The organism is Armatimonadota bacterium, assembly GCA_031459765.1.
Taxonomy (GTDB): domain Bacteria; phylum Sysuimicrobiota; class Sysuimicrobiia; order Sysuimicrobiales; family Kaftiobacteriaceae; genus Kaftiobacterium; species Kaftiobacterium secundum.
The window spans coordinates 13,701-35,478 of sequence record JAVKHY010000002.1 but is presented as its reverse complement, the minus strand read 5'-3'; the positions used below and the strand labels follow the sequence as shown (position 1 = coordinate 35,478).

Genomic DNA, 21,778 nt, shown 5'->3' with positions numbered 1-21,778 from the left:
GCCTGGTGACCGCGCCCAGGTGGCGTAACCGGCAGCCGCTGGAGACTTAAACTCTCCTGGCCCGCCAGGGCCGTGTGGGTTCGACTCCCACCCTGGGCACCACTCCGATGGACCGCCCCATCTTCCGGATTCTGGAGGCGGCGCCCGGATTCGAACCGGGGAATGGGGGTTTTGCAGACCCCTGCCTTGCCTCTTGGCTACGCCGCCCGGCACAGGCTGGAGCGGGAGACGGGACTTGAACCCGCGACCTTCTCCTTGGCAAGGAGACGCTCTACCTCTGAGCTACTCCCGCCCGCTCGGCCTCCATTATACTGAGGCTCCGGAAGAGAAGAAAGCCCCGGCGGCAACCGGGGCTTGGTCATCGACCATCAACACCAGGAGCCGCAACCGACTACTTGCTGCGGAAGAAGAGGAACCAGATCAGCGCCAGTGCGACGACCCACCAGACCCAGTCCAATGTGTCCTCCCTCCCTCCTGTGTTGAATCGTCCTCCCCTTCGGTATGCCCGCGCCGACTCCTGCCTAGGCCTGGTTCCCGAGGCTTGAAACGGTATGGGGGCGCCCCTATAATACCTGCGTAACGCCCACGTAGCTCAGGTGGCAGAGCGTGTCCTTGGTAAGGACAAGGTCACCGGTTCGAATCCGGTCGTGGGCTCCACCGGTGTGACTCGTCACCCGCCGGCCGCCCAGGGGCCTGCGGGGGACGAGTCATTATCACGAAAATAGACCGATTGTCGGGGGCGGACGATGGCCAAGGCGAAGTTTGAGCGGACGAAGCCGCACGTGAACATTGGGACGATCGGACACGTGGACCACGGGAAGACGACGCTGACGGCGGCGATCACGCACACGCTGGCGGGGATCGGGGTGACGGAGGCCAAGGGGTACTACGACATTGACAATGCGCCGGAGGAGAAGGCGCGGGGGCTGACGATCAACATCAGCCACGTGGAGTACGAGACGGAGAAGCGGCACTACGCGCACATTGACGCCCCGGGGCATGCGGACTACATCAAGAACATGATCACGGGGGCGGCGCAGATGGACGGGGCGATTCTGGTGGTGTCGGCGGCGGACGGGCCGATGCCGCAGACGCGGGAGCACGTGCTGCTGGCGCGGCAGGTGAACGTGCCGTACATCGTGGTGTTTTTGAACAAGGTGGACATGGTGGACGATCCGGAGCTGCTGGACCTGGTGGAGGTCGAAGTGCGGGAGTTGCTGACGCGGTACCAGTTTCCGGGGGAGAAGGTGCCGGTGGTGCGGGGGTCGGCGACGAAGGCGCTGGAGGTGTTGGAGCAGGCGCCGGGGGCGATCAAGCGGGGGCAGAACGAGTGGGTGGACCGGATCTGGGCGTTGATGGACGCGGTGGACAGTTACATTCCGACGCCGCAGCGGGAGGTAGACAAGCCGTTTCTGATGGCGGTGGAGGACATCTTCACGATCACGGGGCGGGGGACGGTGGCGACGGGGCGGGTGGAGCGGGGGAAGCTGCGGGTGGGGGAAGAGGTAGAGATTGTCGGGCTGCGGGAGCAGGCGAAGAAGACGGTGGTGACGGGGATCGAGATGTTCCGGAAGACGTTGGACGAGGCGGTGGCGGGGGACAACGTCGGGGTGCTGCTGCGGGGGGTAGAGAAGGACGAAGTGGAGCGGGGGATGGTGCTGGCGAAGCCGGGGTCGATCAAGCCGCACACGAAGTTTCGCTCGGAGGTGTACGTGCTGACGAAGGAGGAGGGGGGGCGGCACACGCCGTTCTTCACGGGGTACCGGCCGCAGTTTTACTTTCGGACGACGGACGTGACGGGGGACATCACGTTGCCGGAGGGCGTGGAGATGGTGATGCCGGGGGACAACATCACGATGGAGGTTCGGCTGATCACCCCGGTGGCGCTGGAGGAGGGGCTGCGGTTTGCGATTCGGGAAGGCGGGCACACCGTGGGGGCCGGCGTGGTGACCAAGGTGGTGGAGTAGCCCATGGTCCGCGAGATCATCACCCTGGCCTGCTCGGTGTGCAAGCGGCGGAACTACACCACGACGAAGAACAAGAAGAACGACCCCGACCGGCTCGAGCTGGAGAAGTACTGCCCGTGGTGCCGGAAGCACACGACGCACCGCGAGACCCGGTAGCGCCCGGGATGGGGTTTCCCTCTCGTCAGCGTTTCGCTCTTTGGCTATAGTGAGAGGTAGAGCAGTTCGGTTGTCCGCAGGGGCGTAGCTCTAACTGGCAGAGCGCCGGTCTCCAAAACCGGATGTTGGGGGTTCGAATCCCTCCGCCCCTGCCAGGAAAAGATCCAGGCCTTCTCTCCTCCTCCGGCCGGCAGGACCCCCCAGGGAACGCACCAATCGGTGAGGCATCAGGTCGCCGCCCGATGCGCGGCTAGTTCCTTCGTGCTATATGCTTACCCAGAGTGTCTCCTGTGACCCCTTCGAAAGGAGAGCGGGGAGGCCGCTGCCGATTTCCCCAGCCGAGCTCGAATCCCCCTGTGGCGGAGCGGTGAGGGTCACCCGACGCACGTTTGTTAAGGGCTCGGCGGCCGTCGGGGGGATCCTGGCCGCCTCCCGGTTCCTCCCTGGCGGTCTCCAGACTCTTGTTCGAAGCGGCGCCGCACCAGCGACTTCCGGGGAGGAGGAGTGGGTCCCCACCACCTGCTGGATCGGCAAGCAGGACTGCGGCCTTCTGGCCCGACGCATCAACGGTCGGCTGGTGAAGCTGGAGGGTCACCCCGGTAACCCGCTCAACGCCGGCACGCTGTGTCCCAAGGGCGTGGCCCAGATCATGGCCATCTACGATCCCCATCGCGTGAAGACGCCGCTGGTCCGGACCAACGCCAAGGGGGTTCCGGGGCAGTGGCGCCGGGCCTCGTGGGACGAGGCGCTGGCGCTGGTGGCGGACAAGATCAAAGAAGCGCGGGCCAGGGATCCTCGCCTCCTGGTCTGGCAGAAGGGCCGCAGCAAGGGCAAGGCGTTCTACGACGAAGCCTTCGTCAAGGCCAGCGGGGCGACCAAACTTCACCACGGCGCCTTTTGCTCCGACGCGGGGTACCGGGCCAGCGAGTACACCATCGGGACGTCGGGCGTGCTGCACCCGGACTTCCGGCACACGCGGTATCTGCTGGCCTGGGGCTGGAATATCACCAACGCCGGCGGCAACCAGCTGTGCTGGATCACCTGGCCCCAGCAGCTGGCGGCGGCGAAGGAGCGGGGGCTGAAGGTCGTGGTCGTCGACCCCCGGCTGCGGGGAGCCGGGCCCTTCGTCGATGAGTGGCTGCCCATCCGCCCGGGGACAGACCTGGCCCTGGCGCTGGCCCTGTGCCACCGATTGATCGCTCAAGGCACCATCGACCGCGACTACCTGCTCCGCTACACCAACGCCCCCTTTCTTGTCGGGCCCGACGGCTTCTTCCTCCGCATCGACGGCAAGGAGCAGATCTGGGACAGCGCGCGGGGGGCGGTCCGTCCCTACGACGCCGCCGGCGTCGAGCCCGCGCTGGAGGGCGAATTCCGCGTCGGGGGCGTGACGGTCCGGCCCGCCTTCCAGGTTTTCAAGGACCACGTGGCCCGATACACGCCGGAGTGGGCGGCCGGCGTGTGCGGGCTGCCGGCGGAGTCCATCACCCGCGTGGCGCAGGAGCTGGGAGAGCAGGCGCGGATCGGCAGCCGCATCGTTCTCGACGGCGTCACGCTGCCGTACCGTCCGGTGGCCATCATGGCCTACCACATGGCGCAGCAGGAACTGGGCTTCCAGGCGGTCCGGGCCATGCTGACCGTGATGATGCTCCTGGGCGCCGTGGGCGCCGCCGGCGGGCAGCGTACGGACGTCGGGAGGTGGACGATCCACGAGAACTTCGAGAAACTCGACCGCATCGAGATCAAGGATCCGCCGTACAACATCTACCTGAAGGACAGCATCTACTTCCCCATCAACAGCAACAACTCATCGGTGGTGGCGCGGGTGCTGCAGCACCCCGAGCGCTACGGGGTTCAGGACCGGCCGGAGGTCCTGTTGGTGCATATGAGCAATCCCCTGGTGGCCTTCGCCTCCCAGCCGGACCTCATCGAAGCCTACAAACGCTTCAAGTTCGTTGCCGCCATTGACCCCTGGCTGTCGGAGACCGCGGATTACTTCGCCGACGTCGTCCTGCCGGCGGCCACCATCGAGAAGTACGAGGGACCCAGCAAGGCCAGCGATCAATACCTGGACGGCGTGGCGCTCCGCCTGCCGCCCATGAAGCCGTTGTTCCAGTCCCGGGGAGACATCGACATCTACCTCGACCTGTGCGAGAAGGCGGGCATTCTCTACGGCCGGGGGGGCTACCTGGACCGGCTGAACGAAGCGCTTGCGCTGAAGGAGCCGTATCGGCTGCCCCTGGACCGCAAGCCGTCCGTGCGCGAGATCTTCGATCGGTGGGCGAAGTCGGAGGGAATTGTCGCGGGGGTCGCTTACTTCGAGAAGCACGGCGTCAAGGTGAAGGGGCCGATTCCGCCCTCGGCCGCCTACGGGTACGCGACCGATCCGCCCTTCGGGGGCGTGCGCCACCGGTTGTACGGAGAGGCATTGCTCCGCTACCGGGAGACGATGCGGGCCAGGGGCGCGGCCGAGGTCTACTGGCGGGACTACACGCCCCTGCCCACCTGGCGGCGGCCGACGATGGATGCGTCCCCGGAGCGCTATGATCTCTACCTCATCAGCTACAAGATGATCGAGTTCAAGCAATCCCGCAGCAGCTTCATCCCGCTGCTGGCCGAACTGGCTCCCCGCCAGCGCCTGGACATCAATCCCAGGACGGCCCGGGAGCGCGGCATCCGCGACGGGGAGGAGGTGTGGGTGGAGTCGCACAACGCCCTCACCGGCGAGACCCGGAAGGTCAGGGTGCGCGTCCACTTCACCGAGGCCATCCGCCCCGACACCGTCGGCCTGCCCCACCACTACGGCCTGTGGAGTCACCCGTGGGCGAAGGGGCAGGGGCCGACCCCAAACGCCCTCTTCTTCACCGGCGAGGGCTACGTGGCTAACACCGCCGACCAGTCCTTCCACGTGAAGGTCCGGGTGTTCAAGGAGTCCTCCTGATGGCGCGCTATGCCATGGTCATCGACCTGGACCGCTGCACCGGCTGTCGGGCGTGCATGGAGGCCTGCAAAGTGGAGAACAACACCCCGCAGGCCAACTTCTGGATGTACGTCTTCCGGTTTGAGGAAGGCGAGTATCCCAATACGCGGGTGTGGTTCATGCCGCGGCCGTGCATGCACTGCGACAACGCCCCGTGCGTCAAGGTCTGCCCGGTGGGCGCCCGCTACAAGCGGCCGGACGGCCTGGTGGCCACCGACTTCGACCGGTGCATCGGCTGTCGGTACTGCGAAGTGGCCTGTCCCTACGGCGTCAACTACTTCAACTGGAAGCGGCCGGAGCGGAACCAGTACCTCGACTGGATGGACCGGGAGGCCGTGGAAGCCCTGGCCGGAGTGACCGGCGGGGCGGTTCCGCCGTACAAGAATCCGGACCTGGACCTCCCCCAGGGCCCAGAGCGCCGACGCACCGCTGGCGGCGGCCACCTCAAGGGGGTCATCGAGAAGTGCACCTTCTGTGTGCACCGGGTGGAGAAGGGCCTGCTCCCGGCCTGCGTGGCCAACTGCCCGCTGTTCGCCCTGCATTTTGGCGATCTGGACGATCCCGCGAGCAAGGTTTCCCAGCTGCTCAGGCGCCGGGCGCATTTTCGACTGCTGGAGTATGCCGGCACAGAGCCCCGCGTGTACTACCTGGGCGGCAGGGCGCCGGGGCACGAGGTCCGGCAGATCGAGACGGTGAAGGCGAGGGTGTAGCCCGTGGTCCTGCGGATGGATCGGATTCCCTACGGCGTCGGGCAGATGTCGGCGCGCGTTTGGCTCGCCATAGCGGTGCTGCTCGGTGTCCTCGCCCAGGGCGTCAACGCGCTGTACACCCAGCTGACCGAGGGACTGGTGGTCACGGGCCTGCGCGACATCGGCACGATGGGCGGGTCTTCGTGGGGGCTGTACATCGCCTTCGACGTCTACTTCGTCGGGGTGAGCTTCGCCGGGATCACCACGGCAGCGCTGGTGCGGTTGCTGAACCTGCGGCACCTGCGGGCGGTGTCCCGCATGGCGGAGGTGCTGACCATCATCTCGCTGATCCTGGCCGCCTTCAGCGTCCTGCCGGACCTGGGGCAGCCGCTGCGCGGCATTTTTCACCTGCTCAAATACGCCCGTCCCCAATCGCCGTTCTTCGGGACCTTCACCATGGTCATTGCGGGTTATCTGTTTGCCAGCCTGGTGTACTTTTTCCTGGACGGCCGCCGCGACGCCGCCCTCTGCGCCCGGAGACCGGGACGGCTGCAATGGTTCTACCGCCTGTGGGCGTCGGGGTACCGGGACACGCCGGCCGAGCGGGAGCGTCACCAGCGGGTCAGCTTCTGGCTGTCCCTGGCCATCCTCCCCTTGCTGGTCATCGCCCACTCCACACTGGGCTTCGTCTTCGGTCTGCAGGTCGGTCGGCCGGGCTGGTTCAGCGCGCTGCAGGCGCCGGCGTTCGTCATCCTGGCCGGCGTCTCCGGGGTCGGCTTGTTGATCGTCATCGCCGCGGTGGTGAGGCGCACGCTGGCGGCGCAGGATCGCCTCCCCCCCGACGTGTTCCGCTGGCTCGGCAATTTTCTGATGGTGCTAACCGCGGCCTACATTTATTTCATGCTCGTGGACTGGCTGACCGCCACCTACGCCGCGCCGTTGCACGAGAGCCGTGTCACCCAGGCGATCTTCTTCGGCCGGTACGCCCGGATCTACTGGGCCTCGGTCGCCGCTCTGCTCCTCGCCTTCTACCTGCTGCTGCGGCAGTTCCTCACCGGCCACACCAGCATTCCCGTCATCGTCCTGTCGGGGATCCTCGTGAACGTGGCCGCGGTGGGCAAACGCCTGCTGATCGTCGTGCCCTCGCAGACGCATGGGGCGCTGTTGCCATACCCGCCGGGCACCTACAGCCCGACGTGGGTGGAATACAGCATCATCGGGGGCCTGGTATCTCTGGGCATCCTCCTCTACGTCCTGTTCGTCAAGGTCTTTCCGATTATCGAGTTGCCAGAGGAAGACGGAGGCGATGGTTGATGTCCGCGCGCACGGCGGTGACGAGGCTGATCATCATGGCGGGATTCGCGCTCGCGGCGGCGAGCTTCAGCCTGGCCCTGCCGCTGAGGATTCCCGGCCTGCCGGTGCGCAGTGGTCTTGCGCTGGCCCTGGGACAGCCGATCCCCTACCTGCCCGTGGCCTTCATCGCAGGCATCATGCTGATGTTCACCGCGGCCGCGGTGTACGAACTCCTGCCCGACCCGGCGAGTCGCCAGGGCCCCTCCGGCAGACGCGAACTGCGGCCGCGGTAGGCGACACCGTGCCTGAACAGACACTCGCCCGCCTGGCCCGGTTCCGGGCCGGGGCCTATCGGTTGCTGTCCCAGGTGTTCCTGTATCCCGAGCCGCGGAGGGTGCGCTCTCTCCAGACGATGGCCTCCGGGCTGTTGCGGCAGCGCGCACTGCTGTCCGGGCTGGCTGTGGGTCTCCCGTGGTGGGCGTTCCTGGACACCCTGCGGCGTCTGCCGCACCACCAGGGCGAAGGGCTGCAGACGGAGTACGTTCGCCTGTTCGGCCTGGACGGTGCTGGCGGTCCCGCGCCGACCGAGTCCGCCTTCCTCGTGGAAGACCCCAGACTGGCGGCAGCGGTCGTCCTGGCCGTCGAGCGGGAGTATGCGGCGCAGGGGCTTGCCGCCGCGGGACCATCGGGGGAGCCGCCCGACCATGCGGCCGTGGAGCTGGAGTTCATGTCCGCGCTCTGCGGCCTGGAGGCTGCGGCCTGGCTTCAGGTTTCGTCAGAGGCGGGGGTGTCGATCCTGTCCCGGGAGCGGCAATTCCTCAGCCGGCATCTCGGCCGGTGGTTTCCCTCCCTCGCCCGGGCGGTCGGTGCGGCTGCTCAGAGCGGGTTCTACGCGCAGGCGACGGCTGCGGCGGACGGCTTCGTCCACCACGATCAGGATCTCATCGACCTGCTGTCCCGGCTGATTGCCGTCGGCTCCGGCGGAGAGGCTGCCCGCGCGAGGGATCGGTGATGCCGGCGGGTCCGGTCCCTCATGCCGGCGTTCCCGGGGGCACGTGGGTGCTGTTGTGCGGAGATCTGGCGTCCTCCCCTGCCGGGATCGACCCGCAGGCCGTGGCCCGACGGCTCGCGGCGTACATGCCTTCCGCCTCCGTCCAGGTGGTTCCCGACCTGTGCACGCGCACCGAGCGGACTGCCCGTCACCTCACGGGTAGAGGGTCGGCAGCGGTGCTGGGCCTGTGCCGCCCGATGACGTCGCTGGCGCCGCTCCAGGCGGCGATGCGCCGGGCCGGGCTCGATCCCCTGGGCGTCGAGATTGTTGCTCTGGGCCTTCTTGCCCGGGCGGTCCCCGCCTCTCTGGCGGTCGAGAGGGCCGTGATCCTGACGGCCGCGGCGGCGGCGCGAGTCGAGGCCTTCTCCGGCAGCCGGCCGCAGCATCTTCGCCCCGTCCTGCCCCCGGCCGTCAGCCGCAGGTCACTGTTTGCCCTCTCGTGGCTCGAATACCAGGTGGTGCCGGCGGCCCGGGCAGACCGGTGCCGGGCGGACGCCGGGTGTGCGCTGTGTGTGCTGGCCTGCCCCCACCAGGCCCTGGAAGCCACAGGCGGCGAGATTCGGCTGCTCAAACTCCGCTGCACGAGCTGTGCCGTATGCGTCACCGCCTGTCCGCACGATGCCATGGAGTTTCCCGGATTTACGGCCGCGGAGATGGACGCGCGGACACGGGCGCTCCTGGACCCGTTGATCAGCCCGCTTCAGCCCCGGGCGATCCTCTTGAGCTGCGCCGGGAGTCCTGCTCTACCTGCCCTGGCCGGAGGGATTCACCCGATCCCGGCATCCTGGCTGCCCTTGGAAGTCCCGTGCGCCGAGATGGTTCCTGCCCGATGGCTTCTCGCCTTTCTGGCCCGCGGCGCGGCGGCGGTGGGAGTTGTGCCCTGTCCGAACGGCTGCCGGACCGGTGGGCCGGGGCGGATCGAGGGGCGGGTGGCCTTCTGCCGGCAGCTGCTGGCGCGCATGGGGGAGTCGGAGCCGCGGATCCTAACGCTTCCCGCGGAGCCGGCAGCCCTCGCCCGGGTTCTCCGGCAGCCCCTGCCCGGTCCAGGCCCGGGCGATCCGGCGTTGCCCGGCGCCTTCGCCGCGGGCGCTGCCGCGCAGCTGCTCCAGCACCTGGCCCGCGCCTATGATGCGGAGACCGTTGCGGTGTCCCACCCTTTCTCCCCGTTCGGGGTTCTCGACGTCCGCGACGGGTGTACCCTCTGCGGCGCCTGTGCCGCCGTCTGCCCCACGGGGGCGCTCGCACTGCAGCGTGACGAAGACGAGATTTTGATCGTCGATCCCGCCAGGTGCGTCGCCTGCGGGCAGTGCCTGCCGGCCTGCCCAGAGCCTGACGTGCTACACCTGGGGCAGGTGGCGGATCTCGGTCGCCTCGCCGCCGGGCGGACCGAGGTGCGGCGGAGCCGCCAGCGTCGGTGCGCGGCGTGCGGCGCTCCGATCGCTCCCGAAACGATGCTGCAGCGGATCGGGGTCCTGCTGGGCGATCAGCATGCCAGGGCGCGGGATGTCATCGCCCGGTACTGCCAGGACTGCCGGGCCGCCTCGATGTCTCCGATATGAGGGACTGGTGGCACCTCGCGCTAGAACGACCTCCGCGGCTTGCTACCTCTGCCTCCCGATGAGTTCCTGGAGGGCACCGCGGCGGCCGTGGCCTTCGCCGTCCAGCCGTTCCCAGGGGCGTAGCTCTAACGGGCAGAGCGCCGGTCTCCAAAACCGGATGTTGGGGGTTCGAATCCCTCCGCCCCTGCCACCTTGCCTGCAACTGACACAGGCCATCGGCACCGCCGCGACATCGGGTGTTGTTGTGCAGGTCCAATGCGATGTAGTTGATATCTCCGGGCGTAGGGGGCTGGCCGGTCGGGCTGAAAAATACTCTCCCCGCCCGATTGTCGCCCACGCGATCTCCCGCTACCGTGCAGAGTAATCGGAGGAGGCGTTGAAACCGTTGAAACCGGCCGCTGGTTCCTCCCCCGAGCGGGAGCCGGGTTCCAGGATCTCTCGCGCCTACCCCGCCCGCACCGAGATGCTCCGCTACCTGACCGCTTCCGGGCCCTCCACCCTGAAGGACCTCGTAGCCGCCACGGGCCTGTCACCGTCTGCCCTGCGTCAGCACCTGATGCTCCTGGAGCGGGACGGTCTCATCTCCAGACAGGTGATCAGGGGCCGGCCCGGTCGCCCCCCCATCGTCTACGCTGCCACGCCGCAGAGGCCGCCGGTCCCTGAGCCGCCGACCCCTGAGACCTACGCGACCCTGCTGGCCTCTCTCCTCAGGGGGATCAGGACGCAGGGGCCGGACCAGATGCGGCGGACCATTCAGGCGGCGGCCGAGCGCCTGGCGGCGGAGCACCCGGAGGTTGCGCAGATTCCGGACCCCGAGGTGCGGATCAGAGCGGCGCTTGGTGTCTTGTTCGACGCCTTGCCGCCGGCCGAACTGCGGCGGATGAATGGAGGGTACGAGGTGAGCCTTGGCGGCTGCCGGCTTGCTGACCTTGCTCGGGATTTCCGCGAGATCTGCGCCATCGCCCGGGGCCTGCTGGCCCTGCTGGTGGGCACGGAGGTGGTGCAGCGGGAGTCCGTCCTGCGGGGCGATCCCCGCTGTGTGTTTGTGCTGGCCGCTCCGGAACGCCGTCCATCCGGGGTTCCCTCTGCAGCAACGGGTCAGGAAGACGGACAGGGCAGAGAAGGGAGGGCGGCGGCGTGAGCGACGGCCTGGACGGTCCGACGGCTGGGGAGACCGAGCTTCCCGATGCCCTCCGGCTGACCCGCCGGGAGTTTCTCGAGACGGCCGGCCTGAGTGTCGGCGGGCTCCTCCTGGCTCAGGCGCTCCCGCTGCGGCTGCTGAGACCCCTGGCCACGATCGAGAACCCGCTGGGTTTCTATCCGGCCAGGGACTGGGAAAAGGTCTACCGCGACCAGTACCGCTACGACCGCACCTTCACCTTCGTCTGCTCGCCCAACGACACCCACCACTGCCGGCTGCGGGCCTATGCGCGCAACGGCGTGATCATGCGCATCGAGCAGAACTATGACGTCCATCGCTACAGGGACCTGTACGGGAATCGGGCCACCCCCCACTGGAACCCCCGGGGGTGCCTGAAAGGGTACACCTTCCACCGCCGGGTCTATGGACCGTACCGCCTGAAGTACCCCATGGTCCGCCTGGGGTGGAAGCAGTGGGCCGACGCCGGCTTCCCCGAGCTGACGCCCGAGGTGAAGAGCCGGTATCGCTTTGACCGCCGCGGCCTGGATACCTTCGAGCGGATCAGCTGGGAGCAGGCCTACACCTACATCGCGCAGGCCTTCCTCGCCGTCGCCCGACGCTATAGCGGCGAGGCGGGTGCGAGGCGTCTGCTGGCCCAGGGCTATGCACCGGAGATGGTGGAGGCGATGCACGGGGCGGGCGTGCGCACCTTCAAGTTCCGCGGCGGGATGGGGCTGACCGGGGTGATCGGCAAGTACGGCCTCTACCGCATGGCCAACGCCATGGCCCTGCTGGATGTCCACGTGCGCCGGGTGCCCTCCGATCAGGCCCTGGGGGCGCGCATCTGGAGCAACTACACCTGGCACGGCGACCAGGCGCCGGGGCAGCCCTTTGTGCACGGCCTGCAGGCGTCCGACGTGGACTTCAATGAACTGCGGCATGCCCGGCTGCACATTCAGGTCGGCAAGAACCTGATCGAAAACAAGATGCCGGAGAGCCACTTCTTCAATGAGCTCATGGAACGCGGGGCCCGCATCGTCGTCATCACCCCCGAGTACGGTCCGCCCGCGGTGAAGGCCGACTACTGGATGCCGATCCGGCCCCAGACCGATGCGGCGCTGTTCTTGGGCATCACCCGGCTGATGATGGACCGCCGCTGGTACGATGCGGCCTTCGTGACGCGGTTTACCGACTTCCCCCTGCTCATCAGGACCGACACGCTGCAGCGGCTGCGGGCCGCGGAAGTTTTTCCCCACTACAGGCCCGGGCTCGATCCTGCTGGCCCCAGCTTCACCCGCCAGAACCTCACCCCGGACCAGTACCGGAAACTCGGAGATTTCGTGATCTTCGACCGGAAGAGCCGGCAGCTGAAGCCCCTTACCCGGGACGACGTGGGCGACCGTCTCGCCCGGGCCGGACTGGAGCCGGAGCTGCGGTGGCGGGGCAGGGTGAAACTCGTGGACGGCGCCGAAGTGGAGTGCCTCACGATCTGGGAGGCCTATCGCGACCACCTGCGCGACTACGACCTGGACACCGTGGCCGAGATCACCCACGTGCCCAAGGCGATGATTACGCGCCTGGCCCGGGACATCGCCACGATCAAACCGGCGGCCATCCACATCGGCGAAGGGATCAACCACTGGTTCCATGCCACCCTGGCCAACCGCGCCTTCTACCTGCCCCTCATGCTCACCGGGAATATCGGCATCCCCGGCGGTGGCTGCCATACCTGGGCAGGGAACTACAAAGCCGCCCTCTTCCAGGGCTCCCCCTGGACCGGCCCGGGCATCCTGGGGTGGTTTTTTGAAGATCCGTTCCATCCGGCGGTCGACCCTCACGTCTCCGGCCGGGACATTAAGGTGAAGAAGTATGTTAAGGATGAGGAACCGGCGTACTGGGACCACGGCGACATGCCGCTGATCGTGACCACCCCCAAGACCGGTCGCAAGGTCTTTACCGGCCAGACCCACATGCCGACCCCGACCAAGGTCATCTGGTACAACAACGTCAACCTGATCAACAACGCCAAGTGGGCCTACGGCGTGATCAAGAACGTCAACCCCAACGTGGAGCTGATCATCAACCAGGACATCGAAATGACCGCCAGCGCCGAGTACGCGGACGTCATCCTCCCCGCGAACTCCTGGGCTGAGTTCGAGACCTACGAGCTCACGGCGTCCTGCAGCAACCCCTTCCTGCAGATCTGGAAGGGCGGGATCACCCCGCTCTACGACACCAAGGACGACGGGCTGATCATCGCCGAGGTGGCGGCCAAGCTGGCCGACCTCACCAAGGACCGGCGGTTCAGGGAGTACTTCAAGTTCCTGCTGGAGCGGCGGCCCGAGGTCTACATCCAGCGGCTGCTGGACAGCTCCACCTCCACGGTCGGGTACCGGGTGGAGGAGATCCTCGCGGGCGCCTACGGCGAACCCGGCGCGGCCCTGATGCTCTTCCGGACCTATCCGCGCGTGCCGTTCTACGAGCAGGTTCATGACAGCGAGCCCTTCTACACCGACACCGGCCGGTTGAACAGTTACTGCGACCTGCCCGAGGCGATCGAGTACGGTGAGAACTTCATCGTGCACCGGGAAGGCCCGGAGGCCACCCCGTACCTGCCCAACGTCATCGTCACCAGCAACCCGCTGGTGCGGCCCGAGGACTACGGCATCCCGCAGGACGCGCTGCACTGGGACCAGCGCACCGTCCGCAATGTGAAGCTCCCGTGGCGGGAGGTGAAGCGGACGACCAACCCGCTGTGGGCGCAGGGCTACCGGTTCTACTTCCTCACGCCCAAGACCCGTCACCGGGTGCACTCGAGCTGGAGCGCTGTGGACTGGAACCTGATCTGGGACAGCAACTTCGGCGATCCGTACCGGCTGGACCGGCGGGCCCCGGGGGTCGGCGAGCACCAGATGCACATCAACCCCCAAGCGGCCAGGGATCTCGGCATCAACGACGGCGATTACGTGTACGTGGACGCCTACGCCGCCGACCGCCCGTACATCGGATGGAAGCCCGGCGATCCCTTCTACCGGGTGGCCCGTTGCATGGTGCGGGTGAAATACAATCCGGCCTACCCCTACAACGTGCTGATGATGAAACACGCGCCGTTCATCGCCACGGAGAAATCCGTGCGGGCCCACGAAACCCGTCCCGACGGCCTGGCCCGCTCCGAGGACACCGGCTATCAGGCCAACCTGCGCTACGGCGGCCAGCAGTCGCTGACCCGCGACTGGCTCATGCCGATGCATCAGACCGACACGCTGTTTCACAAGGCGAAGGCGACGGTGGCCTTCCTCTTCGGCGGGGAAGCGGACAACCACGCTGTGAACACCGTGCCCAAGGAGACCCTGGTGAAAATCACCAAGGCCGAGGACGGCGGCATCGGGGGGAAGGGGCTGTGGGAGCCGGCCCGCACGGGCTTCACTCCCGGCCGGGAAAACGAGTTCATGAAGCGCTACCTGGCCGGGGCGCTGGTCCGGGTCAGAACGCGGTGAGCAGGGCGAAGCCCTACGAGCCGGACGACCCCATGGTTCTGGTCGGGGTGGGGGTGGTTGCCGGCGCGGGGGCGCTGGAGGAGATGGCCCGCTGTCTGGTTGAGGAATACGTGCGCGCCGGATGGGAGGCGGACCGGCTGCTGGCCCTGTTCCGCAACCCCTTCTACCGGACCCTCCACGTCATCCATCGACAGCTGGGCGAGGACTGCGTGCGGCGGCTCGTCACCGAGACAGCGGCCCGGTGGAGGGGATGCTGGATCCGGGAGGAGAGCGGCGATGCCTGAGGTCTACAACTGGCAGCTCGGCCGGAAGATGGTCTATCGATTCGACGAGCGGCATCCCCGCTTTCAGTTCGCCGCGGTCTTCAACATCAACCGCTGCATCGGCTGCCAGACCTGCACCATGGCCTGCAAGAGTACCTGGACCTTCAGCCGGGGCCAGGAGTTCATGTGGTGGAACAACGTGGAGACCAAACCCTACGGCGGCTACCCGCAGTTCTGGGATATCAAGACGCTCCAACTGCTGGAGCAGGCCAGCCCCGACGGTCAGGTCTGGGAGGCAAAGAGTCCCGACGGCCAAAAGGCGCCCTACGGGATCTTCCGGGGCAAGACCATCTTCGAGGCGGCGGCCGCGGGCCAGGAGGTATTGGGCTATCTCCCCGACGATGAGGAGTGGCGGGCGCCCAACCTCTACGAAGACACCTCGACACCTTACCCCAGTGCGCCGGGAACCTTTCATCCGACGGGGGAGACGCTGCCGGAGCATCGGACCTGGTTCTTTCACCTGCAGCGCCTCTGCAATCACTGCACCTATCCGGCCTGCCTGGCCGCCTGCCCCCGCAACGCCATCTACAAGCGGCCGGAAGACGGCATCGTCCTCATCGACCAGCGGCGCTGCCGCGGCTATCGGAAGTGTGTGGAAGCCTGCCCCTACAAGAAGCCGATGTTCAACGCCTTCACGCGGGTGAGCGAGAAGTGCATCGCCTGCTACCCGCGCGTCGAGGGCCGGGACCCCCTGTTCGGCGGCAGTCCCATGGAGGCGCGCTGCATGGCGGCCTGTGTCGGGAAAATCCGTTTGCAGGGGCTAATCCGCCTGGCTCCCGACGGCTCGTGGGCCGAGGACCGTCAGCACCCCCTGTACTACCTGGTCCGGGTGGCTCGGGTGGCCCTACCTCTGTACCCGCAGTTTGGCACGCAGCCCAACATCTACTACATCCCCCCCCGCTGGGTGCCCCGAGCCTACCTGCGCCAGATGTTCGGCCCCGGCGTGGACCATGCGCTCGAGCAGTACACCGCGCCGCCCAGGGAGCTGCTCGCCGTGCTCCAGCTGTTCCGCAGCACCCAGCGCATCCTCTTCGGCTATCGCATCGAGGAAGGGCCGAAGGTGTTCGAGACGACCATCAACGGACGGAAGTGGGAGATGTTCAACGACACGGTGATCGGGCTGGACCGCAGCGGGAAAGAAGTGGTGCGCCTGAGCGTCCAGGAACCGATCTACACCCGGCCCCGCCAGCACCTGAACTCCATCTGAGGAGCCCGCCATGGCGCCCCCGGTCACCGAGATCCCCGACCCCGCCCTCGCCCTGGCGCGCAGCACGCTGTACCGGTTCCTCTCACTGGGCTGGTCTCCGCCGGAGGACGGGCTGGCCGCTCTGCGGACCGCTCCGGCCGTGCTGGAGGCGGTGACGGCGGCGGCGGAGCGTATGGGCGGGGTCCGGGCGCAGGAGCAGGCGCGGCGCGTCGTTGGGGTGCTGACGGCATCGGCGCCGGCCGGGCTGCAGGCCGCCTACCGGCGACTTTTCGGCCACCAGATTTCCCGCGACTGCCCGCTGCACGAGACGCAGTACGGGGTCGGCCACATCTTCCAGCAGGCGCAACAGCTGGCGGATATCGCCGGGTTCTACCTGGCCTTCGGTCTGGAAGTGGCCGCCGGCGCAGGTGAACGCGTCGACCACCTGAGCCTGGAGCTTGAGTTTCTGCACGTGCTGGCGTTTCGGGAAGCCCATGCCTCGGTCCACGAAGAGGCCGAGAAGGTCTGGCCCTTCGTGGACGCCCGGCGGGCCTTCCTGCGGGACCATGTGGCCAGGTGGGTTCCCACCTTCACCCGCCTCGTCACCGCCAGGGATGACGGCCTCTACGGCGAGCTGGCGCACCTCACCCGGGCGGTGATCACAGCGGATGCCGCTGCGCTGGGCATCATCGTCGACGGAGAGGACGAATCGGCGCTTCCAGTCTTCGGGGAGCCCGGGGAGGCAACGCCGCCGTGCGGGGCCGACCGCTGCCCCCTGGAGCCATCGCCATGAGCCATGCCGCTCCCCGCATCCGGTACACGGCCGGCCTGCAGGAGGCGGTGGTCGAGCTGCTCCTGCGGCGGCGCGCGGAAGCCGGCGACGCGGCACTCTACGAGCCGTACCGGCGCGCCGCCGACCGCATCTACGTTCAGCACGTCCGACCGGAGGATCGCCGCCAGGCGTTCCGGCTGCTGTCCGCCCGCTTCTTCGAGATCCTGGGCGGCGGCCGGCCGGTGACGGACGCGGCGGGCGCGCTCCCTCCGCAGGTCGACGAGATCATCGTGTCGCGTGCCTGGAGCCGGACAGAGGAGGGGGCCGACCTCGGCAGGGACCGACGGACCGTCGGGGTGCGTCTGCGCCCCGCGCGCTTCGAGGCTCCGGCCGACCTGACGCGGTTCCTCCGCCACGAGTTCGGCCACATCGTCGACGTGCTCGATGAGACCTTTGGCTACGGGGAAGGGCTGCCCGACCCCGCCGGCGCAGGGCGGCCCGTGGGAGAGCAGTTCCGCTTTCTCTGGGACTGCAGCGTCGACGGCCGCGCCGTTCGGGCCGGAAACTCCCCCTGGCGCACTCGGGCGGAGTACGAAGAGGCTGGTGTGCAGATATTCGCCTGGATGCCCGCCCCGGCCGCCCGGGCCATTGTCACCCGGCTCTGGGACGGCGATCGACCGACGTACCCGATGCTGCTGCGCCTAGCGTCCGACCGGGCCGCACTCGCGGCCTTTGCCGGGGTGGCGGTCGAGGAGGGTGATCCTCCGCCGCCTGCCGGAGGGCGCTGCCCGCTGTGCCGGTTTCCCACGTACGAGTGGGCGACGACGATCGAGGAGGCGGTGGCGGCGCGGATCCGCACCGACTTTCCGGACTGGCACCCCCGGCTTAAGGCGTGCGCGCGCTGCGTGGAGGGCTATGCCGTCTCGCTGCAGGGAGTCTTGAGCGGTTCGTGAGGGAGGGAGCAGGATGCGGCAGATCGCGGGGGCCGTGGTTGCGGGTGTCCTCCTGGTCGTGTTGGACCTGGTCACCGCCGCCGGCCAGCCTCAGCCGCCGCCCATCGACGTCCTGTTCACCGCGGCGAAGGTGCCCCTCGATGTGGACCGCGCCGCCGCGGTCTTCACCCGGGCCCCGGCCCGCACGATCCCGATGATGCCGCAGACCATCATCCGCCCTCACGGGGGCGGGACGGTGAAGGAGGTCCGCCTCCGCGCCCTCCATGACGGCAGGACCCTCTTCCTCGAGCTTTCCTGGGCGGATGCGACGGCGAATACCGCCGACCGGCGCCAGCGCGAGTTCACGGACGCTGTAGCGCTGCAGTTTCCGGTGCAGCCCGGGACGCTGCCCAATCCCTTCATGGGCGATGCCCGGCATCCGGTGAATATCTGGCAGTGGAAGGCGTCCTGGCAGGAGGACCTGGCGCGCGCCGCCGACCTCCGTCGCAGCTATCCCGCGATGGCCGTGGACTACTACTATGACGTCCATCTGGCCAAGACCGAGCGCGCCCGGCAGGGGTTCAACGCGGGTGCCGCCGCCGGCAACCTGCGATCCGCCACGGCGCGCACCAGCGCGGCTGAAGACCTGGTGGCGTGGGGGTTTGGGACGCTTACCACGCAGCCCAGGCAGGACGTCGCGGCCGTCGGCCGGTGGAAGGCCGGCCGGTGGACGGTGATCATGGTCCGGTCCCTGCGGACGCCGGATGAAGCCGATGCGCAGTTCCAGCCCGGGGAGACCACGCACCTCAACGTCGCGGTGTGGGACGGGGGGAACGAGGATCGCAACGGTCAGAAGAACATCACGCTGATGTGGTGGCCCCTGCGATTGACACCGTTGCGCCGGTAGAAAGAGGTCGCCGTGGACCGGGCGCGACGCTCCAGGATGGTCCGGGCGGGCGGCAGAGCATGACCCGGAGCCCCGAGCGCTGTGTGCACTGCGGCCGTGACGACAATGCGGTGCCGCTGCTGGCTGTCCACTACCACGGGCGGACGTTCTGGATCTGCTCGCAGCACCTCCCGGTTCTGATCCACGACCCACAACAACTGGCCGGCAAACTGGCCGGAGCCGAACGCCTGCCTCCCGCCGACTCTGACCGTCACGACGCCGGTTAGCCCGACGAGATGCTCTCTCCGCCGAGGGCGACCCTCAGGGGAAGGCGCCGTCGATCCCGGCGATTGACACTCCCCAGAGCCGAACCTATAATGAGTCCGGCCTTCAAAGTCTTTTTTATTTTGGGGGAGTTGTGGCGCGTCTGACGGACGCCAAAGTCCAGCGGCCGATGGCCCGGGCGGTGCCGGTGCGGCGGGGAGGTCTCCCCGTCGTCGAGCGCATCACCCGGTACTTTCGGGAGGTCCGGATCGAGCTGGCCAAGGTAGATTGGCCCAGCCGGCAGGAGCTGACGGCCATGTCCATCGTCGTCCTGGTGGTCCTGCTGGCCATGGCGTTGTACCTCGGGCTGTGGGATCTCCTCTTTACCTGGATCTTCCGGCGCCTCCTGGGCCGCTGACACCTGTCGCCATGGTGGAAGAGAGCCTGAAAGAGGAACTGGCCCGGACGATCTTCGCCGACATCGAGGAGGAGGCGCCTCGCGCCGACCGGACGGAGGAGGCGGCGCCGACGGAGGCTCCCGAGGCCGAGGCCCCGACGGAGGAGGCGCCGAAAGACCCCCGGCTCAAGTGGTACGTGATCCACACCTACTCGGGGTACGAGAACAAGGTGCGGTCCAATCTGGAGCGGCGCCGGCAGTCCATGCGCGCTCAGGGCGGAGACAAGATCGCGCAGGTCCTGGTGCCCACGGAGAAAGAGAAGGAAATCAAAGGCGGGAAACGGCGCGAAGTCGATCGGAAGATCTACCCCGGCTATGTGCTGGTCGAGATGATCATGGATGACGACTCCTGGTACGTCGTCCGGAACACGCCGGGCGTGACCGGGTTCGTCGGCTCCGGGGCGCGGCCCGTCCCCCTGGACGACGCCGAGGTCCGTCAGCTGCTGAAGCAACTGCGGGATGAGACGCCCAAGTACCGCATCACCTTCCAGAAGGGCTCCACGGTCCGGATCACCAGCGGCCCCTTCGCCGACTTCACGGGCGTCGTGGACGAGGTGATGGTGGAGAAGGAGAAGGTGCGCGTGCTCGTCTCCATCTTCGGGCGGGCCACGCCGGTGGAGCTGAACTTCGGAGACGTGGAGAAGACCTAGGTCATGGCCAAGAAGATCATCGCCGTCGTCAAGCTGCAGATCCCGGCGGGCAAGGCCACCCCGGCCCCGCCGGTGGGCCCGGCCCTGGGCCAGCACGGCGTGAACATCATGGAGTTCTGCAAGACCTACAACGAGCGGACGGCGTCCCAGGTGGGGACCATCGTGCCCGTGGAGATCACCGTCTACGCCGACCGCACCTTCACCTTTGTGACCAAGACCCCGCCGGCCGCGGTGCTCCTGCGCCAGGCGGCGGGGGTGGAGAAGGGGTCGGGCGAGCCCAACAAGACCAAGGTCGGCAAGGTGACCAGAGAGCAGATCCGGCAGATCGCCCAGCAGAAGATGAAGGATCTCAACGCCAACGACCTCGAGGCGGCGATGCGCATGATCGAGGGGACGGCGCGGTCGATGGGCCTGCAGGTCGTCTGAAGAGGGCGGAGAGCGACCGATGCGCAACCGCGGCAGGCGGTACCGTGAGCTGATGAAGATGGTCGCCCCCGGGACGCTGTACGACCCCCGGGAGGCGGTGCGCCTGGTGAAGGCCACGGCCCGGGCCAAGTTCGACGAAACGGTGGAGATCGCCATCCGCCTGGGGATCGATCCCAAGCAGGCCGACCAGCAGGTCCGGGGGACGGTGCCGCTCCCCGCCGGGACCGGCCGTCAGGTGCGGGTGCTGGTCTTCGCCAAGGGCGAGAAGGTCAAGGAGGCGGAGGCGGCCGGGGCGGATTACGTCGGCGCCGAGGAGTACATCGAAAAGATCCAAGGCGGCTGGCTGGAGTTCGATGTGGCCGTGGCCACCCCGGATATGATGGGCGCCGTGGGTCGCCTTGGGCGGATCCTCGGGCCCCGCGGGCTGATGCCGAATCCGAAGGCCGGGACCGTGACCTTCGACCTGGCCAGGGCGGTGCGCGAGATCAAGGCGGGGAAGATCGAGTACCGGACGGAGAAGGCCGGCATCATCCACGTCCCCATCGGCAAGGCCTCCTTCACCGAGGAGCAGTTGCTGGCGAACTTCACCGCCCTGGTCGATGCCGTGGTGCGGTCCCGGCCGGCCGCTGCCAAGGGGCAGTACCTGCGGTCGATCACCCTCTCCACCACCATGGGGCCGGGCGTCCGGGTCGATCCCTCGAAGGCCGAAGCGTTGACGAAGGTCGCCACCGCGTGATAGACTGACCGCGCCCGGGCGGGCAGGATCGTCCGGGCGCTCAATCGCATACGCCGCGCCGTAGACCGCAGGCGATCCCCGCGGGGATCCGAAGGACCGGATCGGTCACCTGCCGAGGTGCTCACCGAGGTGGGCCTGTCGAGCGGCGGGCCTATTTTGCTTCAGGGGCGAGGAGCGACACACCACCGATGGAGGCGCAGGTCCGAAGGCACGAACATCGCGAGCGGACACAGGCCCGGCCCGAAAAGGTCGCGCAGGTGGCCGCCATCCGGGAGTGGCTCCATCGGGCCGCCGGGGTGATCCTCACCGACTACCGCGGGCTGAACGTGGCGGAGATCGGTCAGTTGCGCGGCCGGCTGCGCGACGCCGGCGCCCGGTACCAGGTGGTGAAGAACACCCTGCTGGCGCGGGCCGCGGAAGACCTGGGGATCACGGGCCTGGCGCCCTATCTGGAGGGACCGACGGCGGTGGCGATCTGTCCCGACGATCCGGTCACCCCGGCCCGCGTCCTCCAGGAGTACATCCGGCAGATGCGCAAGCTCGAGGTGAAGGGCGCCTTCGTCGAGGGCCGGGTGCTCACCGCGGACGAGGTCAAGAGCCTGGCCGAGATGCCGGCCAAGCCCCAGATGCGGGCGATCGCCGTCGGCGCCCTGAAGGCGCCGCTGTACGGTCTGGTCGGAGTGCTGACCGGGCTCCAGCGGAACCTGGTGTATGCCTTGAGCCAGATCCAGAAGCAGAAGGAAGCGGCGGCGTAGGGCCAGCGCTGTCAGCAGCGGGCCGGACCGCCGCAGGACAAGGGGGAGAGGCTGTGGC

21 protein-coding genes and 6 tRNA genes are annotated in these 21,778 nt (G+C 67.9%); 25 read left to right on the top strand and 2 right to left on the bottom strand.

The features are described 5' to 3' along the window. The first annotated feature begins 13 nt into the window (after positions 1-13). Positions 14-102: transfer RNA gene (locus QN141_02885), tRNA-Leu, on the top strand. Positions 103-132: 30 nt separating this feature from the next. Here QN141_02885 and QN141_02880 read toward each other — a convergent pair. Both QN141_02880 and QN141_02875 read right to left on the bottom strand, forming a co-directional pair. Continuing rightward, positions 133-207 (bottom strand) — tRNA-Cys (locus QN141_02880). Positions 208-217: 10 nt separating this feature from the next. Then, positions 218-292: transfer RNA gene (locus QN141_02875), tRNA-Gly, on the bottom strand. 289 nt (positions 293-581) lie between these two features. Here QN141_02875 and QN141_02870 point away from each other — a divergent pair. From QN141_02870 to rplJ, 24 genes are all read left to right on the top strand, one after another. Next, a tRNA-Thr gene (locus QN141_02870) sits at positions 582-657 on the top strand. Positions 658-746: 89 nt separating this feature from the next. Beyond that, on the top strand, positions 747-1,967 hold the full coding sequence (gene tuf / locus QN141_02865) for an elongation factor Tu (GenBank protein MDR7557410.1): 1,221 nt from the start codon (positions 747-749) through the stop codon (positions 1,965-1,967). A 3-nt stretch (positions 1,968-1,970) separates the two neighbouring features. Then, positions 1,971-2,123: a 50S ribosomal protein L33 gene (gene rpmG, locus QN141_02860; protein MDR7557409.1), complete on the top strand. Its 153-nt coding sequence runs from the start codon at positions 1,971-1,973 to the stop codon at positions 2,121-2,123. Between the two features lie 78 nt (positions 2,124-2,201). Further along, positions 2,202-2,278, top strand: a tRNA-Trp gene (locus QN141_02855). A gap of 212 nt (positions 2,279-2,490) precedes the next feature. Then, on the top strand, positions 2,491-5,064 hold the full coding sequence (locus tag QN141_02850) for a molybdopterin-dependent oxidoreductase (GenBank protein ID MDR7557408.1): 2,574 nt from the start codon (positions 2,491-2,493) through the stop codon (positions 5,062-5,064). Beyond that, positions 5,064-5,813, top strand: a complete 750-nt coding sequence (locus QN141_02845; protein MDR7557407.1) for a 4Fe-4S dicluster domain-containing protein — start codon at positions 5,064-5,066, stop codon at positions 5,811-5,813. The genes QN141_02850 and QN141_02845 overlap by 1 nt, the downstream gene beginning before the upstream one ends. Positions 5,814-5,816: 3 nt before the next feature. Next, complete coding sequence (nrfD, locus tag QN141_02840; GenBank protein ID MDR7557406.1) at positions 5,817-7,106, top strand: NrfD/PsrC family molybdoenzyme membrane anchor subunit; 1,290 nt, start codon at positions 5,817-5,819, stop codon at positions 7,104-7,106. Next, entirely contained in the window at positions 7,106-7,378 is a 273-nt protein-coding gene (locus tag QN141_02835) for a hypothetical protein (GenBank protein MDR7557405.1), read from the top strand. The genes nrfD and QN141_02835 overlap by 1 nt, the downstream gene beginning before the upstream one ends. Before the next feature lie 8 nt (positions 7,379-7,386). Then, entirely contained in the window at positions 7,387-8,097 is a 711-nt protein-coding gene (locus QN141_02830; protein ID MDR7557404.1) for a molecular chaperone TorD family protein, read from the top strand. Further along, the gene (locus tag QN141_02825; protein ID MDR7557403.1) at positions 8,097-9,695 is read left to right on the top strand and encodes a 4Fe-4S binding protein; all 1,599 of its coding nucleotides are present in this window, start codon (positions 8,097-8,099) and stop codon (positions 9,693-9,695) included. Before QN141_02830 ends, QN141_02825 begins: the two co-directional genes overlap by 1 nt. A 113-nt stretch (positions 9,696-9,808) precedes the next feature. Further along, a tRNA-Trp gene (locus QN141_02820) sits at positions 9,809-9,885 on the top strand. A gap of 195 nt (positions 9,886-10,080) precedes the next feature. Next, entirely contained in the window at positions 10,081-10,836 is a 756-nt protein-coding gene (locus tag QN141_02815) for an ArsR family transcriptional regulator (protein MDR7557402.1), read from the top strand. After that, complete coding sequence (locus tag QN141_02810) at positions 10,833-14,333, top strand: molybdopterin-dependent oxidoreductase (GenBank protein ID MDR7557401.1); 3,501 nt, start codon at positions 10,833-10,835, stop codon at positions 14,331-14,333. Before QN141_02815 ends, QN141_02810 begins: the two co-directional genes overlap by 4 nt. After that, a complete protein-coding gene (locus QN141_02805) occupies positions 14,330-14,617 on the top strand; it encodes a hypothetical protein (GenBank protein ID MDR7557400.1) in 288 nt (95 codons plus the stop codon). Before QN141_02810 ends, QN141_02805 begins: the two co-directional genes overlap by 4 nt. Beyond that, on the top strand, positions 14,610-15,863 hold the full coding sequence (locus tag QN141_02800; GenBank protein ID MDR7557399.1) for a 4Fe-4S dicluster domain-containing protein: 1,254 nt from the start codon (positions 14,610-14,612) through the stop codon (positions 15,861-15,863). Before QN141_02805 ends, QN141_02800 begins: the two co-directional genes overlap by 8 nt. A 10-nt stretch (positions 15,864-15,873) precedes the next feature. Then, positions 15,874-16,635: a molecular chaperone TorD family protein gene (locus QN141_02795; GenBank protein ID MDR7557398.1), complete on the top strand. Its 762-nt coding sequence runs from the start codon at positions 15,874-15,876 to the stop codon at positions 16,633-16,635. Beyond that, positions 16,632-17,567, top strand: a complete 936-nt coding sequence (locus QN141_02790) for a hypothetical protein (GenBank protein ID MDR7557397.1) — start codon at positions 16,632-16,634, stop codon at positions 17,565-17,567. Before QN141_02795 ends, QN141_02790 begins: the two co-directional genes overlap by 4 nt. Positions 17,568-17,580: 13 nt before the next feature. Then, positions 17,581-18,453 carry an ethylbenzene dehydrogenase-related protein gene (locus QN141_02785; protein ID MDR7557396.1) on the top strand — a complete coding sequence of 291 codons (873 nt, stop codon included), beginning with the start codon at positions 17,581-17,583 and terminating at the stop codon, positions 18,451-18,453. Between the two features lie 59 nt (positions 18,454-18,512). Next, a complete protein-coding gene (locus QN141_02780) occupies positions 18,513-18,719 on the top strand; it encodes a hypothetical protein (GenBank protein MDR7557395.1) in 207 nt (68 codons plus the stop codon). 131 nt (positions 18,720-18,850) lie between these two features. After that, positions 18,851-19,114, top strand: coding sequence for a preprotein translocase subunit SecE (secE, locus tag QN141_02775; GenBank protein ID MDR7557394.1), 264 nt, complete (start codon positions 18,851-18,853; stop codon positions 19,112-19,114). Positions 19,115-19,125: 11 nt separating this feature from the next. Further along, positions 19,126-19,803 (top strand): transcription termination/antitermination protein NusG, encoded by a 678-nt coding sequence (nusG, locus tag QN141_02770; protein ID MDR7557393.1) that lies wholly within the window; start codon positions 19,126-19,128, stop codon positions 19,801-19,803. A gap of 3 nt (positions 19,804-19,806) precedes the next feature. Beyond that, a complete protein-coding gene (gene rplK, locus QN141_02765) occupies positions 19,807-20,229 on the top strand; it encodes a 50S ribosomal protein L11 (GenBank protein MDR7557392.1) in 423 nt (140 codons plus the stop codon). 19 nt (positions 20,230-20,248) lie between these two features. After that, the gene (gene rplA / locus QN141_02760; protein ID MDR7557391.1) at positions 20,249-20,965 is read left to right on the top strand and encodes a 50S ribosomal protein L1; all 717 of its coding nucleotides are present in this window, start codon (positions 20,249-20,251) and stop codon (positions 20,963-20,965) included. Positions 20,966-21,153: 188 nt separating this feature from the next. Then, positions 21,154-21,720 carry a 50S ribosomal protein L10 gene (rplJ, locus tag QN141_02755; GenBank protein MDR7557390.1) on the top strand — a complete coding sequence of 189 codons (567 nt, stop codon included), beginning with the start codon at positions 21,154-21,156 and terminating at the stop codon, positions 21,718-21,720. Positions 21,721-21,778: the final 58 nt, after the last annotated feature.

Coding starts and splice junctions, on each gene's coding strand:
- rplA (MDR7557391.1), top strand. CDS start 20,249: ATGCGCAACCGCGGCAGGCGGTACCGTGAGCTGATGAAGATGGTCGCC.
- rplK (MDR7557392.1), top strand. CDS start 19,807: ATGGCCAAGAAGATCATCGCCGTCGTCAAGCTGCAGATCCCGGCGGGC.
- QN141_02845 (MDR7557407.1), top strand. CDS start 5,064: ATGGCGCGCTATGCCATGGTCATCGACCTGGACCGCTGCACCGGCTGT.
- nusG (MDR7557393.1), top strand. CDS start 19,126: ATGGTGGAAGAGAGCCTGAAAGAGGAACTGGCCCGGACGATCTTCGCC.
- rplJ (MDR7557390.1), top strand. CDS start 21,154: ATGGAGGCGCAGGTCCGAAGGCACGAACATCGCGAGCGGACACAGGCC.
- tuf (MDR7557410.1), top strand. CDS start 747: ATGGCCAAGGCGAAGTTTGAGCGGACGAAGCCGCACGTGAACATTGGG.
- QN141_02800 (MDR7557399.1), top strand. CDS start 14,610: ATGCCTGAGGTCTACAACTGGCAGCTCGGCCGGAAGATGGTCTATCGA.
- QN141_02785 (MDR7557396.1), top strand. CDS start 17,581: ATGCGGCAGATCGCGGGGGCCGTGGTTGCGGGTGTCCTCCTGGTCGTG.
- QN141_02835 (MDR7557405.1), top strand. CDS start 7,106: ATGTCCGCGCGCACGGCGGTGACGAGGCTGATCATCATGGCGGGATTC.
- rpmG (MDR7557409.1), top strand. CDS start 1,971: ATGGTCCGCGAGATCATCACCCTGGCCTGCTCGGTGTGCAAGCGGCGG.
- QN141_02825 (MDR7557403.1), top strand. CDS start 8,097: ATGCCGGCGGGTCCGGTCCCTCATGCCGGCGTTCCCGGGGGCACGTGG.
- QN141_02790 (MDR7557397.1), top strand. CDS start 16,632: ATGAGCCATGCCGCTCCCCGCATCCGGTACACGGCCGGCCTGCAGGAG.
- QN141_02795 (MDR7557398.1), top strand. CDS start 15,874: ATGGCGCCCCCGGTCACCGAGATCCCCGACCCCGCCCTCGCCCTGGCG.
- QN141_02780 (MDR7557395.1), top strand. CDS start 18,513: ATGACCCGGAGCCCCGAGCGCTGTGTGCACTGCGGCCGTGACGACAAT.